12 protein-coding genes are annotated in these 20,037 nt (G+C 41.9%); 1 reads left to right on the forward strand and 11 read right to left on the reverse strand.

From position 1 onward, the window contains the following. The 9 genes from CXF69_RS08030 to CXF69_RS08070 all read right to left on the reverse strand — a co-directional run. Nucleotides 1-496, reverse strand: a 496-nt coding sequence (locus CXF69_RS08030; protein WP_145990567.1) for a hypothetical protein, incomplete at its 3' end; no start/stop codon positions are given. Nucleotides 497-1,121: 625 nt separating this feature from the next. Continuing rightward, on the reverse strand, nucleotides 1,122-3,566 hold the full coding sequence (locus CXF69_RS08035; RefSeq protein ID WP_101204978.1) for a site-specific recombinase: 2,445 nt from the start codon (nucleotides 3,564-3,566) through the stop codon (nucleotides 1,122-1,124). A gap of 237 nt (nucleotides 3,567-3,803) precedes the next feature. Beyond that, the gene (locus CXF69_RS08040) at nucleotides 3,804-5,588 is read right to left on the reverse strand and encodes an acyl-CoA dehydrogenase C-terminal domain-containing protein (RefSeq protein ID WP_101204979.1); all 1,785 of its coding nucleotides are present in this window, start codon (nucleotides 5,586-5,588) and stop codon (nucleotides 3,804-3,806) included. Between the two features lie 348 nt (nucleotides 5,589-5,936). Continuing rightward, nucleotides 5,937-7,730, reverse strand: coding sequence for an acyl-CoA dehydrogenase C-terminal domain-containing protein (locus CXF69_RS08045; RefSeq protein WP_101204980.1), 1,794 nt, complete (start codon nucleotides 7,728-7,730; stop codon nucleotides 5,937-5,939). 608 nt (nucleotides 7,731-8,338) lie between these two features. Then, entirely contained in the window at nucleotides 8,339-10,051 is a 1,713-nt protein-coding gene (locus tag CXF69_RS08050) for a putative bifunctional diguanylate cyclase/phosphodiesterase (RefSeq protein WP_101204981.1), read from the reverse strand. Nucleotides 10,052-10,224: 173 nt separating this feature from the next. Continuing rightward, the gene (locus CXF69_RS08055) at nucleotides 10,225-11,121 is read right to left on the reverse strand and encodes a 16S rRNA (uracil(1498)-N(3))-methyltransferase (RefSeq protein ID WP_101204982.1); all 897 of its coding nucleotides are present in this window, start codon (nucleotides 11,119-11,121) and stop codon (nucleotides 10,225-10,227) included. A 300-nt stretch (nucleotides 11,122-11,421) separates the two neighbouring features. Further along, entirely contained in the window at nucleotides 11,422-12,300 is an 879-nt protein-coding gene (metF, locus tag CXF69_RS08060) for a methylenetetrahydrofolate reductase [NAD(P)H] (RefSeq protein WP_166739256.1), read from the reverse strand. Beyond that, a complete protein-coding gene (gene ahcY, locus CXF69_RS08065) occupies nucleotides 12,284-13,708 on the reverse strand; it encodes an adenosylhomocysteinase (RefSeq protein WP_101204984.1) in 1,425 nt (474 codons plus the stop codon). Before ahcY ends, metF begins: the two co-directional genes overlap by 17 nt. A gap of 348 nt (nucleotides 13,709-14,056) precedes the next feature. Then, nucleotides 14,057-15,949, reverse strand: a complete 1,893-nt coding sequence (locus CXF69_RS08070) for a TonB-dependent receptor plug domain-containing protein (protein ID WP_101204985.1) — start codon at nucleotides 15,947-15,949, stop codon at nucleotides 14,057-14,059. A 497-nt stretch (nucleotides 15,950-16,446) separates the two neighbouring features. Here CXF69_RS08070 and CXF69_RS08075 point away from each other — a divergent pair, with 497 nt between their 5' ends. Continuing rightward, complete coding sequence (locus tag CXF69_RS08075) at nucleotides 16,447-18,372, forward strand: mechanosensitive ion channel family protein (protein WP_404944615.1); 1,926 nt, start codon at nucleotides 16,447-16,449, stop codon at nucleotides 18,370-18,372. A 61-nt stretch (nucleotides 18,373-18,433) separates the two neighbouring features. Here the strand turns inward: CXF69_RS08075 and CXF69_RS08080 are convergent, their stop codons facing one another. After that, the gene (locus CXF69_RS08080) at nucleotides 18,434-19,066 is read right to left on the reverse strand and encodes a DNA-3-methyladenine glycosylase family protein (RefSeq protein ID WP_101204987.1); all 633 of its coding nucleotides are present in this window, start codon (nucleotides 19,064-19,066) and stop codon (nucleotides 18,434-18,436) included. A gap of 207 nt (nucleotides 19,067-19,273) precedes the next feature. Then, a complete protein-coding gene (locus CXF69_RS08085) occupies nucleotides 19,274-20,005 on the reverse strand; it encodes a Smr/MutS family protein (protein WP_101204988.1) in 732 nt (243 codons plus the stop codon). Nucleotides 20,006-20,037 lie beyond the last annotated feature (32 nt).

The following is a 20,037-nucleotide window of genomic DNA, read 5'->3' on the forward strand; positions in this document are numbered from 1 at the left end:
ATTCGTTAGCAGGTAATTTTGGTGAGCTATCGCTTGAATTACTACTTATAGCTGCTACTCCTAACGCGGCAGCACCAATTGAACCCAGTAGAGCACCATTGCTGATGCCTTCGATTAATGAAGCATCACCTAGCATCTCTGATACAAGTGTTGTATAGGATGTTTCTGAAGCTATTTGTGTCGTTGCGCCTGTTTCAGCACTTACATAATTAAACTCAACAAAACCTATATCACTCACTGTACCAAGTGTAATATTATCAGTTAGATAATAATCCTCAATAGTGAGCAATGCCTCACCATTTTCATCTGCAATCAGTAAGTTATCAGCCACTTTCTTAGCTTGTAATTTTTTGGCGGGTTGGCCTGTCTTAGAATCTATTAAAGTAATCTGCATACCTTCTTCAGCGACTATTTTAGTAGGTTGATTACTATTTAATACTTGATTTACTAAGTCAGCATTATTTTTTTGCAAGATGAGCTGAGTTGCTTGTGCCATTAGATATCCTTATTAGAACTTCTTATGGGTTAAGAAGTATTTATGTTTAGAGTGGTTTGTGTTGTAAATAGGTAACATTAACTAACAACAATTATAATAACCTACATAAGTTTAATTTAATAGTGGATAAGACTGTACTTCTTAGTTTCCTATTTCATTGCATAATAAGTATTTAGTGAGAAACATTGTGAAGTTTGTAAGATACAAGAAAGTGTGAGTAGGTCGATTGATAATTGTTCAAGAGTATATAAGTACAACAGAGAGACAATTATAGTATCGTTAGTTTATGCTCATATGGCTATATGAAGTGATAGTGAACAGTTAGATTATTATGCTTTTCTCATAACGGATTTTGAAGTAAAAGGTCTTCAGTATAAAAAATATACCAGCATATTTGTGAACAAACTGCGAGTATAGCGGCTTTATTAAATGAAGGTAGCTGAATAGAGTAGGATGAGCCATACTTTTGGGGATAGGTTATTATTCTAGATAAAGTGGCTAAATTTAGTGACTTTGGAAGGTTTAGGTGGTGAGTACCAAGTCAGTAACGAAATGAAATTGTTAAATCTTTTAATAACTACGATGTAAGCAACTAAACAAGCATAAAGCCACCGCAACTACCTATTTAACTAGGTAGCTTTGGTGGTTTTTTAGGTTTTGGTAAAGGTGTTTTTGCGTCACCAGTTTGCTTGTCATCAGAGTTAGTGTGGTCTGGCTCATCACTAACAACATCGTTATCAATCGCACTTATCGTTTTGGTGGCCTTATCGTATTGAATATCATCAGTATAAGGAACGCTGTTTAGTTCGTCATCAACTAAACCATCGTCCAGATCCATTACCCTTTCAGGAGAGTTGTACGGCTGCGTATGCTCATCTGACGGCTGCTTTTCATAGTTGATGTCGGTATTGGTCTGGGAATGTTGAGCATCAGCATGTTTAGATTCAGGTAGTATCCTGACATCAGACAGACGCCTTACCACATAATTACTTGGTATAGATTTGCCATTTTTTTGTGCGGAAGTATCATCAAATATCATGTGACCCTGACTATCGATACGCGCATATTTCATAGGCTTATCACGTGGCCAGAAAAAATCAGATGGATGACTAATAATATGGCCAAATACCAGCTTTGTGAGGCGACTCCATTCAAAAAATCGAACTTCTTTAGAACGTAGGGCGACAAACAGTGCCAACGAAAAGCTAACGATCAAGTTGACCAGACCAATAAGTGCCACGCCAAGTATAGAAATTAGGATGAGGCTCCAGCTGATGTCATCAGCAGATATATTGAATAGTCCGTGTGCCAAGTTTGCTGAAGCAAAGGCAATGTGACGAATATCAATTGGTAAGCCGAAGATATAGCCGATAGTCGCGGTACTACCTAAGAACACCCCGAATAAGAAGTTACCCATGATAGCGCCCAAGTTGGCCTCTATAAAGCCGCCTAAACGCTGAAGCCATGAACTAGGCAATATGTATTTTAATAATTTGTGACGTTGTATACGCGCGCCTACGTTGTTATAAACTGCCAAGTTATCGTAGTAGCCGGCAATCAAACCAGATAAGAACAGGTAAACCCCCGCAATGGCAGCATGGGGTAGTGCTAATGAGTGAAAGGGGTCGAGATCATGTAACAGGTGTCCTGCTTTTTCGGTATCGATCATTGGCGCGCCAGTATATTGCAACCAAGCAAAAGAGATAATCAAGGCGACGGGTACGGCTAACATGACGTTACCCATGATAGCGATAAACTGGGTGCGCAAGATATCGACGACTAATTCTGATAGCTTAGTCAACTGATGTGATTTTTTACCAGAGCCTTCAGATATGGTAGAAGCGATTGCAGCCGCGGTCATGGCTGGCTGCTTGGTCGCGACTGTGCCGCGAATAACATGAATAAATACGAAGCCCAAACCATAAATCATACTGTTGATGAACGCGCGACCCATGGGTGCGAGCGCTAAGTGATACGCCAGTATTTTTATAGTTGCCATAAATGCAATGACAAAGCCACCAATAGAGGCTTTTTTGAGCATCTTTTGATAGCCAGCTTTGTCGGTACTAATATAATGCTCACCGACGCGGCTGGCATTTTCTGTGACTTTACGAGAGAGCAGTTTAGTATTATTATCAATCAAATAACCAATACTATAGCGCTGATTAGCCGTAGTGATAAGCGCCTGTATCAGTTCAATAACAGCGCGATCTCGCTTTTGATTATCGTCTGTGACCAACTCAGTCAAAATCCGCATACGCTGCAAACTTTGATCTAGACGCAGCATCATATTAGTCAAACGGATGGAGATACCGGTCTTATAAATCCGCTTGCGTACAGTAGCAACAATATCTTCGCACTGTTCAAGCATAACCAATAATGGTGCGGGGTCGACTGCTTGCTCAGGCGTGATATCTGTCAAGGTATCAAGCTCATGTGCTTGACGATATTGATTGACAAAGAGTACGGCTTCTTGATTTTGTGCAACAAAAGATGCTGAGTAGTTCAGTATCTGCGGATAGGACTCCATCAAATCAGGATGCAAGCCGATACCGCTGATGCGATAAGACAAAATGATAATGGCGTTTAAAATACTGTTTTTTGCGGTAGCGACTAGGTTTAAGTGTTTCTCTTCTACGCGAACCAGCTCAACCAATTTGTCCCATTTTTCCTTTTCAATATTGGCCAGCCAACGTTCATCAGAGCGTTTATTAAATAAGTAGCTCACCAGTTCAACGACAGAGTCATCTTGTGGTAATAATGGTAAAAACCGATGGCCAATCAAACGGCGTAAACTGTTAAAGAACCCTTGATCGGACATGATACCAGTGTCGGTATACAGCGCGATTTGTCGATATTGGATAATCAGTTTTAGCACAAAACTAGACAGCCCATCACCATATTCTGGATGCTGATGTATGATATCAATAAGGGATTGAATTTTTTCGTTGGCCAATGCAGGTTCTTTATCACTGACTCGTAGCTCATCAATCAAGCGTTTGAGTACCGCAGGATCTGGCACGTCGCTCAAGGCGGTAATCTGTTGTAAAATGCGTTTTAATTCTGACACGTCGCACCCTTTATCATGGTTGTTTCAGTCGTTTTTATTATTTAAGTCGGTATAAGTGGTTGAGTAATGTTTACCAATCGTTCAATTGTAGTCGAGCGACATCTTGTCTTGCGTTATTTTAATCGGAACTGCCTATTGATATTGAATTATTTTGTTAGCAGTTATTTTGACAAAAAAAAGGACAGTAACACGACTGTCCTTTTAATCAAGGTATTTTAGGTGAGTTGTAAAGCTAGCTTAGCTTGCAGGAACATCAAAATAAGCAAGATCAAAGTTCATCATTGGGTCACTACCAGCTTTGACCATTTGTGCATGAGCATCGATACGCGGTAAGACACGACCGACGAAATAGTCAGCAAGCTTGGCTTTATTGGTATAAAACTCACCTTCTTTGCCATTAGCAGCTTCTACCATCAACGCAAACATGTACGAGTAAGCAAGGTAGCCAAACGCATGCATGTAGTCAACCGCACAGCCATTGATTTCGTTTTTGCGTTCACCGATATTGTTAAGCACAGTGGTGGTTAGCTCTTCGATGGTATCTGCTGCATTCAACGTAGCTTGTTTGATAGCGTGGTCTGCTTGCATGTTGCTAACAAAGTCACGAATCTCACCCAAGAAGTGAGTGACGTACTTGCCGTTGTTACGAGCAACTTTACGACCTAGTAAGTCAAGCGCCTGAATACCGTTGGTGCCTTCATAAATCTGTGCAATACGTGTATCACGAACGATCTGTTCCATACCCCATTCGCGGATATAGCCATGACCACCAAATACTTGCTGACAATCAACAGTGGCTTCCAGTGCTTTATCAGTCAGGAACGCTTTAGCAACTGGTGTTAATAGAGCAACACGAGCCGCAGCCGCTTTGGCTGACTCAGGATCGGTACTAAACTTCTCTTCATCAAGGTTTTTGGCAACGTACATCGCAAAACAGCGCGACGCTTCCGTGTTTACTTTGGCGTTCAATAGCATACGACGGACGTCAGCATGATGGATAATAGCATCAGCGGGTTTTTCTGGGCTTTGTAGCTGTGTATCGCTACGGCCTTGACCGCGGTCATTGGCATATAACGCTGCATTTTGATAGGCAAGCTCAGAACCACCAAGGCCTTGCAAGCCCATAGTGACACGCTCGTAGTTCATCATGATGAACATAGATGATAGACCAGTATTTTCCGCGCCAACCATCCAGCCTTTGGCGTTATCAAAGTTCATGACACAAGTCGCAGAGGCTTTGATACCCATTTTGTGTTCGATAGAGCCTACCGCTAACGTATTGCGCTCGCCTAAGCTACCATCTGCATTGACCAAGAATTTTGGTACGACAAATAGTGAGATGCCTTTTGAGCCTTCTGGTGCATTTGGTGTTTTTGCCAATACCAAATGAATGATATTGTCAGTAAGGTCATGCTCACCACCAGTGATAAAGATTTTGGTACCAGAGATATCATAGCTACCATCATCATTAGGCACGGCTTTGGTTTTGATAATACCCAAATCAGTACCAGCATGCGGCTCTGTCAAGCACATAGTGCCAGCCCATTCGCCGTTGTACATTTTTTCTAGATAAGTTTGCTTTTGCTCTTCAGAGCCAGCCGCATTTAAGCAAAGCGTCGCACCAACCGTTAGGTTTGGATACAGAGCAAATGATTGGTTAGCAGTAAAAACCATCTCTTCGGTGAGCATGGTAACCATTTTAGGGAAGCCCTGACCGCCGTATTCAGCATTACCGCTTAAGCCGACCCAGCCTGACTCAGCATATTGCTTATAGGCTTCTTTGAATCCTGTCGGAGTCGTGACGACGCCATCACCCTCGAAAGTTGCGCCTTCTTCATCACCGCTACGGTTAATAGGAAGTAGAATGTTTTTTGACAGTTTTCCCATTTCTTCTAAAATCATATCGACAGTTTCCATGTCGACATGAGCCAAGTTTTCGTTGTTTTGCCAAAACTCTGGCGCCTTGAATACGTCATTTAAGATAAAGCGCATGTCATTAAGAGGGGCATTATAAACAGCCATAAACATTCCTTTGGTTCAAATAATTAAAATTGAAGTTGTTAAGATTATCAACTGTTCTTTTGGTATAACCTTAGCGATTAATAATCAAAGTTTAACAAATAAGCTTGTGAGCGAGTGTATTTCTTCGTGAATTGTGCGTACACCAAAAGTTAGCAGCGGCTATTGAAGTGCTTATAGATACCTTACTGATAACCAGAATGTGAGAAGGTAGACAGGTCGGTACTTATAGATAGTTGCTACTGTTAAAACTATGTCGATAGTCGTCATAAGCATACGCAAAACAAAGCGGCAACACACCGAAGTATGTTGCCGCTCAGGATTACACGATTGCAAAGTTTAGCGCTTTAATTAAAAGGCAAACTGATCAACGTCCATGCTCATGTATGGCTCTACACCAGTGCTGATACGCTGTACGTGCGTAGTAGTACGTGGCAATAGCTTAGCAAAGTAGAACTGAGCCGTTTTAACTTTAGCGTCATAGAATGCTTTTTCGCCAGTACCGTTTGCGATAGCAGTCTGAGCAACCAGTGCCATACGTGCCCATAAGTAGGCTAGGGTGACATAACCACTGAAATACATATAGTCTACTGCAGCGCCGCCGACAGCGTCTGGCGTTTCAGTTGCTTGCATGCCGATGCGTGCAGTCAAATCGCCCCATTCTTTAAGATGCTTGGCAAGTGGGCGAATGAACTGACCCATCTCGTCATTTTCTTTGTTTTCTTCACAGAATTCTTGGATAACGTTTACAAAGTTCGCAAGTAGCTTACCTTGTGAACCTAGGACTTTACGGCCTAACAAGTCAAGTGCTTGAATCTCTGTGGTACCTTCGTATAAGCAAGAAATGCGCGTATCACGTACGTTCTGCTCCATACCCCATTCGCTAACGAAACCATGACCACCATAAACCTGAATACCATGGTTAGCAGCTTCTAAACCTGTTTCAGTCAAGAACGCTTTAGCAATTGGTGTCAGTAGTGATAACATTTGGTCAGCAAACTTCAACTCTTCGCCTTCGCCTTTTGCGACGGTATCTGCAAAATGTGAGAGATAATAAACTAGCGCACGACCACCTTCAGCAAAGGCTTTTTCAGTCAATAGCATGTTACGAACCGCTGGATGTACGATGATAGGATCAGCCGCTTTTTCTGGTGCTTTCGTACCTGATAGTGAGCGCATCGCTAAGCGGTCTTTTGCATAAGTCAATGAACCTTGGAATGCATACTCTGCTGCAGTCAAACCTTGCACGGCAGTACCGATACGTGCCACGTTCATAAAGGTGAACATACACTGTAGGCCACGGTTTTCAGGTCCAATCAAGTAACCTGTTGCGCCATCGAAGTTCATGACACAAGTTGCAGAGGCTTTGATACCCATTTTATGTTCGATAGAGCCACAAACAACATTGTTGCTTTCGCCAACGCTACCATCTGCGTTAACCGTCATTTTAGGAACGATAAACAATGAGATACCTTTGGTGCCAGCAGGTGCGCCTGGTAGACGAGCCAATACAATGTGGATGATGTTACCGGTTAGGTCATGCTCACCGGCAGAGATGAAAATCTTTTGCCCCGTGATGCTATAGCTCCCATCTTCTTTAGGCTCAGCTTTGGTACGGATAATACCCAAGTCAGAACCCGCATGCGCTTCAGTAAGACACATGGTGCCTGACCATTCGCCAGTGACCATTTTTTCTAAATAAGTTTGCTTTTGCTCGTCAGTACCATGATGCTCGATGGTTTGGATAGCACCATGTGATAGGCCAGGGTACATAGAAAATGACCAGTTAGCCGTACCAACCATTTCATTGATGACAGTAGATAATGAGAACGGCATGTTTTGACCGCCAAAATCTTCTTCAGCAGATAAAGCAGGGAAGCCAAGCTCACAATACGCGTCATAAGCTTCTTTAAAGCCTTTTGGCGTGGTGACCTTACCATTATCAAACTTACAGCCTTCAGCATCACCGCTTTGGTTCAATGGTGACAGTTCGTTTTCAGCAAAGCTTGCAGCCATTTCAAATAGGCTGTCCATTAGCTCACGGTCAGCTTCTTGGAACGCAGGCAAAGTTTTGTAGTGGCTTTCACTATCGAGTAGTTCATGCATAACGAATTGGATATCACGTAAGGGTGCTTTGTATTGCATAACTTCCTGTCCTTTTTGGAATGTAACCGATCATAGCCAATAATGAGCATATGGTCGCACTATCCTCTAGTGCGTTATTCTTACCTAGCCAATCTGAAAATCTAAATAAAGGATAAACAGTAAAGCAGGTCAACCATGCTATCGATTACATAAAATAGTGTTGAAAAGAGTGGTGATTGTCAGAGTCAATGAGAGATTAAATATGCTCTAACAAATTCACTATAAAAGATAGGCTTTCATAGGTGATTATACAAGTTTGGTGACAGGACTGATAAGTCATGAACCTATCTTGCATCGGTTATGCAATCGACGTTAGGCGCTAGGAAGCAGCAGCATTAAGCATATGAAAACTCTAACGTTACTAAGACAGATAGTCCTCTATATGATTAGTATTAACATGAAAAAATGACAGCCAAAAAAATAGCGTTCGCCATAAAGACAAACGCATCAGTACAAATTACAACACTATTTGGTAGAACTGAGCATGTAAGTTATGTCACAGATATAAACGTGATAAACATTAAACATGCTCGTATGCTAGGAGTCTGAACATAGTAGCTTATGATTTATAACTTATAACTTATAACTTATAACGAATAGTTTAGCGTTTACTCAGAAGCATTTTGTTTAATCAGCATCTCAGTGGCGACATCAGCAGCCACGGGTTTACTAAACCAATAGCCCTGACCAATTTTGCAACCCATATCTAACAACACATCGCGCTGCTGCTCAGTTTCGATACCTTCAGCAACGACCTGCATGTCTAAAGCGACTGCTAAGTCTAAAATGGCTTTTACAATTGCGTGTTGGGTACGATCAGTTTCAATATTGGAGATAAAGCTCTTATCAATCTTGATAAAATCAAATGGGTATTCTTGCAAGTAGCTCAATGATGCATAACCAGTACCGAAATCATCGAGCGCTAGACGTACGCCAAGCTCTCTAAGCGAGTTAAGCTGTTTTTTTACATTATCATGACGCTGAATCAAAGACGACTCGGTCACTTCAATGTGCAATTGATGGGCAGCAACGTCATTCTCGGTCAGTAGTGTGCTTACCATATCAAAGAAGTCAGGGTGGCTGAACTCAGCAGCATCAGCGTTGATACAGACGTGTTGATGAAACCCTTGCTGTTGCCAAATGGCTAGTTGTTTGACAATTTTAATGGCCAGTTGCGAAAACAAATCAAAGGAGAGCTTGTGCGCGATAATGGCATTGATAAAATGAACGGGCTTGAGCAATCCGCGAGTAGGGTGTTGCCAACGTACCAATGCTTCAAAACCTGTGATAGCACCAGTCTCTAATGAGAACTTTGGCTGATAATAAGGAACGAATTGACCTTCAATGGTAGCAGTCCTAAGCTCAGATTCTAACTCTAAACTGCCAGCGGTAGCGCTTTCAATGGCCTCATCGTACCAACGTATATCATCGCCTCCATGCTGCTTGACATAGTCCAATGCTTTTTCTGCTTTGGTCAATAAACCCGTTACTTCGTTATCGTCTTTTGGAAAACAGCTCACACCCACAGAAATATGGTAATAGATATTTGCATCTGTCGCATGGCTCTTGTCAGTAGAGAAGGGACGCTCACACATTTGCATGAGTGTGTCTAGCTGATGACGTACCATATTGGCATCTTTAACTTCAAATAATAGCGCAAAATCATCACCCCCAAAGTGAGAAAAAGAGCGTAAATTATGCAGTTTGAGCTTTTCGACTTCTTCTACAAAGTTTTTTATCAAGTCATTGGCACCATCAGGCCCTAGTAGGCTGGCAAGATTGCGATAACGATCAATATTTAAGCGTACAAGGACAACCTCTTGATAACTATCCAATAGCATGTCACTTGTCTGACTCAAAAACACCTTGCGGTTTGGGAGCCCCGTGAGCTGATCATAGTTGAGCAAATGGGCGACCTGTTTTTGATCTTTAATAACTGCAGACATATCACGCAGCATACCAATATGATAAGACATTTGATCTATATAAATTCTGCGATAAGTAATATGACAGTCAATATTCTGTCCATAACGGTTGGCCATCGAAAAATCAAGTTCATAAAAACCATGTTCGTTTAAGTTTTTCTTGATATCTTTTAGAATTACTTGCTCTTCTTCTGATAAAAACTCAGCAGCATAAATACCAAGTGGCCGACCAACCAAGAACTCTTCTTTGTAGCCAATCAAAAGCTCATAACTGGCATTAACAGATAAATAACGTAGATTTTCGTCTAGTATAAAAATGGCGTCTTCAAGCTGTTCACATAGCGTACTCATCAACTGCTGCTTGATTGATACTGGAATAGTGTCAAAATTGCTCATAATAGTGGCTCACAAAAGATAAGGGCTTATAAAAATAAGAACTGCATTATCAATTTATTAACATTGAGTTGGCATCGCGTTTTACTATGCACGATACAGAACAGACATTATTCTGGACTATAAGCATAAAAGATAAAAACTACGATAGTCATACTAATACTTATCAGTTTTTACTAGGTGCTTAAGGCATGTAAAGTAGCTAACGCTACCACTGGTGCAGTCTCGGTACGCAAGACTCTTGTGCCGATTTGCCAAGGCTTAAAGCCAACACTCTCCGCTTGCTGACATTCATCTTGACTCAGACCACCTTCAGGCCCGATCAACAGTTTGATATAAGGGGTCTGTTGTTTGAGAGTATCGGGTAAAGCGTTAGGCATAGCAGGCTGTCCTGCTGCTGGTACACTCATTTGCATACATAGATCTGCAGCGTTTGCTAATACTTGATAGTAAGGATCATGACTAAGCACAGAAACGATAGAACTGACGGCCATTTGCGTCTTTGTAACGTCAGTAGCCATAGCCTCAGTAGTCTTAGCATCAGAATTGGTATTGCTTAGCCATTCATTGATAGATTGTGGCGCAAGAATGAGGGGCGGACGATTAAGACCGCATTGTTCACAAGCGGCAATCGCTACTTGTTGCCAATGTGCCAGTTTCTTTTCAACTTGAGCAGGTTTTAATGTGACTTCGCCATGGTGGCTGCTGAGCAACTGAATAGCAGTTACCCCAAGCTCAGTTGCTTTTTGAATAGCATAATCCATACGCTCACCGCGGCTCATTACCAAACCAATCTGAGTGATAGTAGGCGGCGTACGATCGTCGTCTATATGTGTAAGCAAAGTAGCAGTGGCATTTTTTTTACTGATTGCCTGTAGCTCTACTGTATATTCGCCGCCAAATCCATCGAACAAGATCCCTTGATCACCAATACTTGCTCGTAGTACACGGCACCAGTGATGGACAACGCTATCTGGCAATTCGACATTGCTACCTAGCGGTAACTCACCCAATTTAGGCAGTGGTGAGGTATCAGTATTGTCGTTGTTAACGGCATAAAAAAAACGTCGCACGTGGTCTTATTCCTATTATTTGATTGAGTATAGTTATTATTAGATCTATAGAATATCACTTGAGACAATTAATGACATTTGTTTTATGAGAATTTTTCTTAATAAAGAAAATTATTTTTAGAGCAGTATTATTACACAGTGAAGAAATTTTTAAAAATCAAATAAGATAAAGTGTATGAATAAAACGGTAAAGGGTTATTGGTCAAAATTTTGACAATAAAAAACTGGCGCTCCTAAAAGCGCCAGTCATTAATAATGTCTTCAGGAATGATTAAAGGATATTCTAGAATGCTTACAAGTTTAAGCAGTCAATCCCAATGCTTCTACCAAGCGTTTGTTTGGCTCAACTTTGTTCATGCTATAAAAATGCATGGCAGGTACGCCCTCGGCAATCAAGCGTTCACACAAGCGATAAACCACATCAAAGCCAAACTCACGAATAGCCTTACGGTCATCACCAAAATCCGTCAGCTGTTTACGTACATAGCGCGGAATATCAGCGCCACAGCTATCAGCAAAACGCAAGAGATTGCTTGAATTGGTAATTGGCATGATACCAGCGACCAAAGGCTGAGCTACTGTATCAATACCGCGTTTCTCTAACTTATCACGCAAGTACAGATAGCTGTCAGCGTTGTAGAAAAACTGGGTAATCGACGCATTGGCACCAGCTTGGTATTTATTTACCAGATTATCGATATCAAACTCAAAGCTACGCGCTTGTGGGTGCATCTCAGGGTAGGAAGCCACTTCGATATGGAAGTGATCACCTGAATGCTCACGAATGTACTTTACCAAATCTACCGCAAATGGTAGCTCACCCATGCCCACCTGACCTGATGGCAAGTCGCCGCGTAGCGCTACTAAGCGTCTAATACCTAAAGTCTTATAATACTCGAGCAATTCAGCGATTTCACTTTTGTCATCGCCAATACAAGACATGTGCGGCGCGATTTCAGTGGTACCACGCGCACTTAGTGCCTGTACGATATCTAAGGTGCGGCTACGGGTTGAACCGCCCGCACCATAAGTTACCGAAAAATAAGCTGGCGACAACTTATTAAGCTCATCATAAGTGCTGAGAAGCTTTTCGTGACCTTGCTCGGTCTTTGCAGGAAAGAACTCAAAGGAGAAAGCAGGCTTACTCACAGTCAGGCTCCTTTTAGTATTTATAAGCATCAGGCTTGAATGGACCTTCAACTGGCACACCCAAATACTCAGCTTGCTTTTGGGTCAGCTTGGTTAGCGTACCGTTAAAGCCTGCAACCATCGCAGCGGCTACTTCTTCGTCTAACTTTTTAGGCAATACTTTTACGTATAGGTTGTCAGTACGTTGGTCAGCTGGCAAGTCAGCGAATTTTTCTTCGAACAGATACATTTGAGCCAATACTTGGTTGGCAAATGAGCCGTCCATCACGCGTGATGGGTGACCAGTTGCGTTACCTAGGTTTACTAGGCGACCTTCAGCAAGCAAAATCAAATAATCGTTTTCATCGTCTGAGCGGAAGATTTGATGCACTTGTGGCTTAATCTCAACCCAGCGCCAGTTATCACGCATAAATTGGGTATCGATTTCGGTATCAAAGTGACCGATGTTACATACCACAGCACCAGGTTTAAGGGCTGCTAACATATGTCTATCACAAACATGGTAGTTACCAGTTGTGGTGACGATCATATCAGTATCTTCAAGCAAGCGCTTGTTGATGCTAGCTGCGCCGCCCGTGTTATCACCGTCGATGTATGGTGATAATACTTCAAAACCGTCCATACATGCCTGCATAGCACAGATAGGGTCAACTTCTGAAACACGTACGATCATGCCTTCTTGACGTAAGCTTTGTGTAGAGCCTTTACCTACATCGCCATAACCGATAACTAAAGCGCGGCGACCAGCAAGGAACATATCGGTAGCGCGTTTGATAGCATCGTTTAAGCTATGACGGCAGCCGTATTTGTTGTCGTTTTTAGACTTGGTAACTGCATCGTTGACGTTGATGGCTGGTACTTTAAGCGTACCTTTACCAAGCATCTCAACCAAGCGATGAACGCCAGTGGTGGTCTCTTCTGAAATACCGTGGATGTTATCAAGAAGCTCTGCATAATCATTGTGAATCAAAGCAGTCAAATCACCGCCATCATCCAAGATTAAGTTAGCATCCCAAAGTTGGCCTGATGCTTCGCCGCCAACATGGACTTGCTGACGTAGGCACCATTCATACTCTTCTTCTGTTTCGCCTTTCCAAGCATAAACAGAGATACCAGCAGCAGCAATTGCAGCAGCAGCATGGTCTTGAGTTGAGAAGATATTACATGATGTCCAGCGTACTTCAGCACCAAGCGCGACGAGTGTCTCGATAAGTACGGCTGTCTGAATGGTCATGTGGATACAGCCAGCGATTTTCGCGCCTTTAAGCGGCTGGTCTGCTTCGTAGCGACGACGCAAACCCATTAGGGCAGGCATTTCGGCTTCAGCAAGGGTAATTTCACGGCGGCCGTAATCAGCAAGGCTGATGTCAGCGACTTTGTAGTCAGTGAAAGAGGGATCGATCGTATGGGCAGATGGTGTAGTAGACACTGCGTCCATAATATGCTCCTATCAGTGGTTAACGAATGATAAAAAGAATAAAAACGCAGGTGCCGTTGTTTGCGCTGTGAGCGACCAAAAATATGGACTCTCGACAGTTAACCGAGCCTAACATAACCTTTGATTGCATAACTATAGAATGTTAATGCAGTAAATCACTATTATGGCGCAACACCTCTCGGAGGTCGTTATTGTAATAGATGAGTGGTTAATTGTCACCTATTGACTGAGATAAATAGCTGACGCCTTAGACAAACAAAACCTCAAACAGGAATCTATAGCCATAAAAAAGGCCATCGACTGATGACCTTTTTTGTTTTAATGTTTTTTGATACTACTCAGCCAAAATTAGTACCAGTTGTAGGTTAGAGAGGTAAAGTAGTTAATACCGTCAGTATTATAGCCAATATCTGTTATATACTCTTCATTAGTGATGTTATTTAGACGTGCAGTCATAGATAAATTATCAGTAAGTTTGTAGTTACCACTGATGTTCAGCAATCCATAGTTGTCTACAAATTGAGAGTCAGTATTGGTAATTCTGCTGTAATAGTCCCCTACATACTGATATTCAGCGCGTATATCTAAACTTGGCAGACGGTATCCGACATATACCAAGCCCTTGTGTTCAGGACGGTAGGGAAGAGAGTTGCCATCATCACTTCCGCCACTACTGTCTTCTGCCTTCTGGTAGTCATAGCTGCCGCCAAGCAGATAGTCGTTCATTTCCCAGTCAGAGGTTAATGATATGCCTTCAATCTTAGCGCTATTGATATTCTTTGCTTTGAAATTAGAGTAAGCAATTAAATTATCCACATCACTGCGATAACCTGTCAGACGTGTGCTGTGCCGAGTGCTATCGTACTGAGCAAATACTTCATAGTTGTCGCTAGTCTCAGGGTTAAGGTTAAGATCGCCACCATATGCAGGGCTTAAATCATTAAAGACAGGTGCGCGGAAGCCTTTAGCATAGCTCGCACCAACACGAAAATTAGGACTAAGATGCATCGCACCGCCCAAATTATAGGTGGTTTCATCACCATAGCGTGAGTCATCATCGTAGCGTAGGTTAGCTTGAGCATCAAAGCGGTCATTGGCGACGACATAGCCAGCAAAGGCACTTTTGACATTACGGTCATCAATACTGTAAGCCGTACTGTCTAAGTCTTGAGTGAGGTATTCGAGACCATAAACAGCTTCACCAGCTAGCAGCTTGTTTTTACCAACTAAGCTAATCTGGTCTTGAGTACCATCGAATACATTCGGATACTTAGCATAAGACTCACTTTTATCAACAGAGTGACCATATTGGAGCTTAACAGAGGCATCAGGCATATATTGCCAGTCGACATAAGCTTGCGCTGCGCCGTTTTCTTGATCAGCATGAACGTCTTCAAAAATACCGTCGTCATATTCAGTAGTGGATTTACTATACAAGATACTAGCACCTGTCAGTAACGTATCGCCAAAACGCTGATTGACTGCTAGGCTTACACTGTCGCTCTCAAAACCATCAGCGTCTTTGTTATAAGGGTCGTTTTGATTACTGGGATCTGGTCGGGTCGCATTGATACCATCTGTTTCGTTGTGACTGGCTGAAAGGCTTAATGTAGTACCATTAGTATTGGCAAGTTGTGCGCTCGCACCATATACGTAATGATCGTTTGAGCCGATACCTGCGGTAACTGACATGCTACTTCGATCTATATTGCTGCCTTTAGTGAATACTTGAATCACACCACCCATCGCATCCGCACCATAGATGCTAGAACCTGATGCACCATAGAGAACTTCAATTCGATCAATTTGATCAGCAGGTAGCAAGTTTAACGCGGCGCCTCCAGCACTGACTGAGCTATAACGTATACCATCAATCAATACGAGGACTTGTTTGCTATCGTAGCCGCGCATATAAAAGTTTGAAGAAGCGCCAAGACCACCGTTTTGTTTAAAAGCAATGCCTGGCTGACGTTTGAGTACGTCCAAAACGGTTTGACCTTGATAACGTTGTAACTCTTCTTTATTAATTACTCGTGTTTGCGCAATTACATTACTTGTCTTAGTAGGTGTGCGAGTGGCTGTCACGACAATTTCATCAAGCTCAACTTGTGGTAGGTTACTATCGTTGATGGAAGCGTTTTCAGAAGTGGCTGCCATTGCAGTATTTACTGCAAGTAAGCCAAGCGCGCTCAAAATACTTAAACGAAGATAGGTACGTGAAGATGCACGTGATACAGACATAGTCGATTCCAAAGTAATCAAGTTAAAAATGCAGAAATGAGAGGTAACTATTATGACGTAAAAGGGGTCAAAAGTTACAAAAAACAGTATATAAGCAAAACTGTGCTCATTATCTACAAATTAACTTGCTTTATAAACTACTTTAACCTAATTTTTATTCAGGGTAGGCTGAATGTTATTCAGGTTAGCTTGCTAAATAGTCTATTAAAAATTAATTTACCTAAATATTTTATGAGCATCTTCTTAGTTTTATAAGAAAAAGCTGTCTTAATAAATACTTATTATTAGAAATGCACATAGAGTAAAAAATCAAATACCAATACAGTTAGCTACAAAATTGCGTAATCAAAAGTACTGCTGTTATAAATAATTGTTACTATAGTATGGACATCACCTGTCATTTATCATGCCATTTTTAAACTAAGAGGTTTGTTTTGTCTATCAAGCATAATCTGACTCCCAGTCCTTTGCCTAATTTATTCTCTGCTATTACTAAAATGCCAATTATAGTCGCAATGTTATTATTGACTATGCTGTTGAGCATTGCCTTGCCAAATAATGCTTATGCTGTCGAGGCTGGTGCGCTTGGAGTGGGTAATGACAGTAGTGGAGAGACAGTAAGTACGCCATTGCCTGATTCGTTTGGCCGAGATACGCCGCGTCATACGGTACAAGGGTTTATCAGTGCGCTGGGTGAAAATGATTATTTGCTGGCAAGTAATTATCTCAACTTATCAAAGTCCGATAACCCAACGACCGTTGTGCGACAGTTTAAACAGGCACTAGATGCAGGTGGGCGTTTTCAGCCGGATCTACAGATTAGTAACTCACCTGAGGGTAATCTAACTGACCAGCTGCCACCTAGCCAAGAAAATGTCGGTGTGATTAATATCGGAGAGCGAAGTGTTCCGTTACTACTCGAAAGAGTGGTCTCAAAACAGAATGAGCAATATTGGCAGTTCTCTAGCGATACGTTGACCTCAGTACCAGAAGTGATAGAAAATACTGAGCCGACCTTAGTATCGCGCTACACGGTTGATTCTTTAGATGGTAAAAAGCTTTTTGGCTATCAGCTAGCTGATTTGGTTGCCGCGCTCACCATGATTGTGACTAGCTTTGTACTTACTTATGTCGCGGTATGGTTGCTATACCACTTATTAAGGATTGTTTATCCGTATTTGCGTGGTACGCCATTGCCGTTACCTAATAAGGTAATATTGCCACTTTCTGTGGTCATTATGGCATTGATACTATCCGAGGTTATGGTTTATGCAGGGGTTTCGGTGACCCTGCGTGAGCCAGTCAATCGCTTTACGGATATTGCTTCTTGGTTGGCGCTGACTTGGCTACTATTACGAGTGATCGATGCGATATTTACTCGAGCGGTAAATCTAAGCTACAAGAAAAACTATACTGAGCGTGTCTCAATTTTGGGACTGCTGCGTAAGGTCGTCAAAGCGCTATTACTGATATTTGCAGTGATTGTTATTTTTGGCAATTTGGGTTTTGATTTGACCACTGGTATTGCCGCACTGGGTGTGGGTGGTTTGGCGTTGGCCCTTGGTGCGCAAAAGACGATCGAAAACTTAGTTGGTAGTGTCGTCGTCGTCGCAGATTCACCTGTGCGTATCGGTGACTATTGTAAGTTTGGTACTTACGAAGGCACAGTTATTGATATTGGTATTCGCTCATCGCGTGTACGGACCTTGTCGCGGACGATTGTTACGGTACCAAACGGTGATTTTTCATCGATGCAAATCGAAAACTTTACCTCTCGCGATATGTTTCGTTTTTTCCATTACTTATATATTAAGCGTACCGCTGATCTTGACGTAATATTCAAAATGGTTAATGACTTGGATGAATTTATAAAAGAGCATGATTTGACCAATCAAGAATGGAATCAGGTCAATATTTTAGAGCTGCGTCAAGATTGCTATGTTATTCAGTTGCAAGCTTATGTGAATGCTATTGGTATCATTGAGTTCTATGACAAACAAAACGCTTTGTTTGTCGATATACTAAAGAAAGTCGCGAAATATAAAGTAGAACATGCATTGCCGACTCAGCAGTTGATTGTTAATCAAACGGAGCTTGAACATCATGTGGGAAGTAGCACTGATGACTCAGCAGAAGGAGATGAATCAGACAACAGTAGTAACTCTGCTAATAATGAAGTGTCTGATAACAAGGAAGTAAACACAAGCGTATACAGGAAAGATTACAACGACGATGGCGTTGATATTCGTAAAGATAGTGACAAGGCTAAAAATGATGTTGCAAGTCACCACAAATTCTCTATGGCGACCGTCAGCAGAAGTGGTGCGCTTAAGGCACTAAAGCATAAAAGTCATATGCTAAGAAAAAGTAAGTTTAAGCACACTAAAAACAAATCTGGCTTTTCTATATGGAATCAGCCTTAAAAGAGACTTTTTGCTCACGAATGGTAGTGAATAACACTGGCTATGTTTTTTGCTCAATTAGTTATAAAGGTACTGCGGTTTTATCACGTAATAAACCGTAGTACGACCAAAGCAGTAGACTGGCAGCACTACGATAAGGTGACCAATGCTGAGTTAAGTCTTTTAGCTGCTTGGGTGTTGGGCGCTCTGCTAAGCCTAACAACTCCATGGCTGCAACTTTAATGGCCAAATCATCGACTGCAAGTATGTCTGCACGTTTTAGCGAAAATAATAAATACATCTCAGCTGTCCAACGTCCAATCCCTGTCACGGCTGTCAAGGTTGTTATGACTTCTTCATTTGGCAAAGTTTCTAATGCTGAAAAGTCTATATCATGATCCACTAAGGAGCGTACATAACGAGTTTTTTGCTTAGACAATCCTTGCGTCTTCAAAGTATCATCTGTCGCTTCACGTATTGCTTGCGGAGTGATCAATTCTGCATCAACCAACCGTTTCCAAATGCTGGCAGCGGCGGCAACTGATAACTGCTGACCAACCATCGCTCTCATCAACTGCTCAAACCCACCTGCATTATGCCTAAGATTAGGTGTGCCAACCTGTTTATGCACAGGAGCAAACCTTGGTTCAATGGCAATCAGCGCAGCAATCTGCTGTTCTAGTTCGTTAATGTTTTCAATAGTCTGTATATTCATAGTGATTTCGCTTTGCTAATTAGAAGGTGCTCAAGTCTATATATTAATAAAAGGTGAGAAGCTCACATTAAATGGAATGTACATTAAAGAGAGCGTTCATTGAAGGAAACATCGTTATAGTTCATGTCTGAACTATGAATGATTGATAAAAAAAGGACTGCAAATAAGCAGTCCTTTTTATATAGTACCGTATCACTAACAATAGACCTATTCGCCATCTGCTTTAGGTTTTTTAAGTAGTACTAGTACAGCACCGTTACCACCATCTTTTGGTGGCGCAGAGCAAAAAGCTAATACTTCTGGCAATTGACGTAACCAGCCATTGATACAAGTTTTTAAGATCGCTTCACTACCTTTACCATGGACGATTTTTACCATGGTTTCGTTGTTTTGCTTGGCTTGGCTCAACAGTTGAGTCATCGCTTCGCGTGCTTCTTCTATCGTACAGCCATGGATATCCACCGCATCATACCAACGCAGCTTGCCTTTTTTGAGCTGATCAAAGATTTTATTTTGCAGTGTTGGCTGCTTATAAGACAAATAAGCTTCAGCAGCAACAGGGTTCAGTAGTGCTTGCATATCTGACAAGCCTGCGCCTAAATCACTGGCCTCACTACCTTGAGCCGCAGCACGTTTTGATAGTGTCGCTGCATCAGGTTTGCCTGCTCTAGTTGCGCTGGCAGGTGAGCGAACATTTTTGTCTTCTAACTGATTGACACCGTGCATGGCTTGCATAAATAGAACTTTATCGTCATCGATATGTTCACTATCTAGCTGCTTGACTGTCTTTTTTACTTGCTTTTGAGTCGGTAGCGATACCGGCTCAGTTGGCTTTTGATTCTCACCTTCAGGTGAATTGGTATCACGGCCCTTGCTCAGCTGGCCTTTAAGTTCTTTGAGCTGGTCTTGCATTTCTTTTGAAAACAGAGAGTTTGACATAAAAGTTAACGTATCGTTGATTGATGAATGGT

Origin of the sequence: Psychrobacter sp. Choline-02u-9 (genome assembly GCF_002836505.1) — a bacterium.
Lineage (GTDB): Bacteria > Pseudomonadota > Gammaproteobacteria > Pseudomonadales > Moraxellaceae > Psychrobacter.

Bases quoted from the DNA above. Each gene is read 5' to 3' on its own strand.
- ahcY (WP_101204984.1), bottom strand. From the start codon at position 13,708: ATGGACGCAGTGTCTACTACACCATCTGCCCATACGATCGATCCCTCT.
- CXF69_RS08080 (WP_101204987.1), bottom strand. From the start codon at position 19,066: ATGAATATACAGACTATTGAAAACATTAACGAACTAGAACAGCAGATT.
- CXF69_RS08050 (WP_101204981.1), bottom strand. From the start codon at position 10,051: ATGAGCAATTTTGACACTATTCCAGTATCAATCAAGCAGCAGTTGATG.
- CXF69_RS08085 (WP_101204988.1), bottom strand. From the start codon at position 20,005: ATGTCAAACTCTCTGTTTTCAAAAGAAATGCAAGACCAGCTCAAAGAA.
- CXF69_RS08075 (WP_404944615.1), top strand. From the start codon at position 16,447: ATGCCAATTATAGTCGCAATGTTATTATTGACTATGCTGTTGAGCATT.
- CXF69_RS08045 (WP_101204980.1), bottom strand. From the start codon at position 7,730: ATGCAATACAAAGCACCCTTACGTGATATCCAATTCGTTATGCATGAA.
- metF (WP_166739256.1), bottom strand. From the start codon at position 12,300: ATGCTTATAAATACTAAAAGGAGCCTGACTGTGAGTAAGCCTGCTTTC.
- CXF69_RS08040 (WP_101204979.1), bottom strand. From the start codon at position 5,588: ATGGCTGTTTATAATGCCCCTCTTAATGACATGCGCTTTATCTTAAAT.
- CXF69_RS08070 (WP_101204985.1), bottom strand. From the start codon at position 15,949: ATGTCTGTATCACGTGCATCTTCACGTACCTATCTTCGTTTAAGTATT.